This window comes from Reyranella soli (assembly GCF_007992495.1).
GTDB lineage: Bacteria > Pseudomonadota > Alphaproteobacteria > Reyranellales > Reyranellaceae > Reyranella > Reyranella soli.
Map to the genome: position 1 here is coordinate 1 of NZ_BKAJ01000328.1, position 2729 is coordinate 2729.

Genomic DNA, 2729 nt, shown 5'->3' on the forward strand with positions numbered 1-2729 from the left:
GTAACCGTCCATTCCTCGCACCTAGATCAGGCCGGCGGCATCCAGTTCCAAGGCAGAAGGTCGTCGATACGGTTGGCGGGATGACCGTTAGTCATCCGGTCAAGGACGTCCTTGAGGTATGTGTAGGGCTCGCGGTCGTTGAGTTTGGCGGTGGTGATCAGCGAGCAGACTATGGCCCAGCGGTCGGCGCCGCCGTCGGAGCCAGCGAACAGGTGATTCTTTCGGCCCAGGGCAATCGGCCGGATGGCCCGTTCGACGGTGTTGGTATCGAGCTCGACCCGACCATCCTCGATGTATCGGCAGAGGGCAGGCCAGCGAACCAGGGCGTAGCGGATGGCGTCAGCGAGCGGGCTGCGCGGCGGTACCCGATGTAGCTCGGCCTCCAGCCAGTGTTTCAGTCTATCGACCAGAGGCAGGGCCAACTCTCGGCGGATCGTGCGGCGCAACTCGGCTGACCTGCCGCGGATCCTATCCTCGACGGCATAGAGTTCGCCGATCCGACGCAGGGCCTCGGCCGCAATCGGCGAGCCAGTCGCCTGATGCACTTCGTAGAACTTGCGCCGGGTGTGGGACCAGCACGCCGCCAACACGATGCCCGTGGGGACCAGCTGCTCGAAGCCGACATAGCCATCGACCTGCAAGGTGCCTTTGAACCGGCCGAGATGGGCGACTGGACGCTCGGCCCTGCGATCGGGGCTGTAGAAGTAGACGGCCGCCGGCGGGTCAGACCCGCTCCACGGTCGATCGTCGCGGGCATAGACCCACAGCCGGCCGGTCTTGGTGCGGCCACGGCCCGGATCGAGCACCGGGATCGGCGTGTCATCGGCGAACAGCTTCTGTGAGGCGAACACATGCTCTGCCAACCGATCCCTTAGCGGCTCCAGCCACCAGGCGGCGCCCCCGACCCAGTTGGCCAAGGTCGACCGATCCAGCTCCACGCCCTGCCGGGCGAAGATCTGCGACTGCCGATAGAGAGGTAGGTGGTCGCAGTATTTGCTGATCAGCACCTGGGCGAGCAGCCCTGGCGTTGCCAGGCCCTTGGCGATCGGCCGTTCCGGTGCAGATGCTTGATGGATGCTACCGCAAGCCCGGCAGCCGTACTTGGGACGGCGGATACGGATGACGCGCAGCCGCGCCGGCACCCAGTCCAGCATCTCGCTCACCGTCTCGCCGATCGCATGCAGGGCACCGCCGCAACACGGACAGGCCTTCATCTCGAGGTCGAGGCTCACATCCTCGCGTTCCAGATGCTCGGGCAGGCTCGGCCGATCGGAACGACCTCGCCCTGCGGGTTCCTGTTCGGCCGGCAATGTCGGCAGCAGTTCCTCGGCCCGGCCGATGTCTGCCCCCAGATCCTCCAGGCCCAGCTCGAGCTGATTGCCATCGAGCCGCTCGGTCCGTCGGCCGAACTGCAGGCGTTGCAGCTTCTGCACGATCAGTCGCAGCCGCTCGATCTCGGCTTGAGCGTCCGACAGCGCTCTGCGTTCGCCAGCCCGCTCCGCCGCCAACTGCCGGACTAGCTGATGCAGGGCATCAACATCATCCGGCAGAGCAGCAAGATTGAGCTCCATGAGCACACGGTACGCGCGCTCGAGCTGTGTCGCACGGCATTCGAGATTCCCGAGTCAATCGGCCGCAGATTACCCGGCCACTGAAGGCCGCCATCGCTTCTCGGGCGAGCGCCAGTCGATCCCCTCGATCAGCATCGACAGCTGCGCCGAAGTCAGCATCACCGAGCCGGGAGCCTCGTCCGCCGCCGGCCAGAAGAAGCGGCTCTGTTCCAGCCGCTTGGTGAACAGGCACAGCCCCGTACCGTCCCAGAACACGATCTTGAGTAGGTCAGCCTTACGACCGCGGAACAGGAACAGGTGTCCCGAGAACGGATCCTGCTTCAGCGTGCCCTGCACCAGCATCGCCAGCCCATCGAGGCCCTTCCTCATATCGGTGACGCCCAGTGCCACGTGGATCTTCATGCCGGACGGAAGCAAGGTCACGACGCGCCTCCCTCGAGCAAAGCGATCAGCCGCCGGACCGTTTCGGGATCGGCGTCGCGCTCGAACCGTACCCGGCGTCCGCCAACCAGCTCGACCTCGATCCCGGGCGCCGAGCGCTCCACGATCACGGTGGACGCAGTCGTGCTGGGCACCTCGACCACCGAGGCAGCATCCGTGATCTGAACCGGCGCAAAGACGGGATCGGCCGGAGCTATCGGTTGCTTCGGCCTTAGTTCCTCCTTCCAACGGAACAGAAGGCGACGATAGATCCCGTACCGTCGGGCGATTTGGGACAACGTCACGCCCGGCTGCGACGCCTCATCGAGGATGCGCTGCTTCTCGGCCTCGCTGAAGGTGCGGCGGCCCGCCACGGTCTTCGCGGGATCCGGCGTCGGGGGACCCACCTCGTTAGACATATGTCTTGCCCACTTAGACATATGTCTAAGCCCGCCACCTCGGCGGTACAGCACCTTCTGCGGGGCCTCCGGCTCCTGCTTAAACTTGGCCCGCCAGTTCCCGAAGCGTTTCAACGGCACCCCGTGCGCCTCGCAATATTCTCGCTGGTTCAGATCGCTACGGCGCCACGCTTCATGATGCGATCGCCAGAACGCCTCAAGCTCGACCCGGTAGTCTGATGGCCACCTCGACACTGCTGTCCTCCTCGGCATACCTCGCCGTGGAACACAGATCGCAATCAGTCCGCCGCCGCCAAGTGTGCGAAGAATGGACGCTTAC

General features: G+C 65.0%; 3 protein-coding genes and 1 pseudogene. All 4 read right to left on the reverse strand.

The annotated features are described in order from the left end of the window. Positions 1-26: 26 nt before the first annotated feature. The gene (tnpC, locus tag RSO01_RS46450) at positions 27-1571 is read right to left on the reverse strand and encodes an IS66 family transposase (protein ID WP_147157421.1); all 1545 of its coding nucleotides are present in this window, start codon (positions 1569-1571) and stop codon (positions 27-29) included. Positions 1572-1640: 69 nt separating this feature from the next. After that, entirely contained in the window at positions 1641-1994 is a 354-nt protein-coding gene (gene tnpB, locus RSO01_RS46455; RefSeq protein ID WP_147157422.1) for an IS66 family insertion sequence element accessory protein TnpB, read from the reverse strand. Beyond that, the gene (gene tnpA / locus RSO01_RS48230; RefSeq protein ID WP_170303900.1) at positions 1991-2365 is read right to left on the reverse strand and encodes an IS66-like element accessory protein TnpA; all 375 of its coding nucleotides are present in this window, start codon (positions 2363-2365) and stop codon (positions 1991-1993) included. The genes tnpB and tnpA (RSO01_RS48230) overlap by 4 nt, the downstream gene beginning before the upstream one ends. Positions 2366-2485: 120 nt before the next feature. Next, positions 2486-2662, reverse strand: a pseudogene (gene tnpA, locus RSO01_RS50290) (IS66 family insertion sequence element accessory protein TnpA); the annotation flags it as partial. Positions 2663-2729 lie beyond the last annotated feature (67 nt).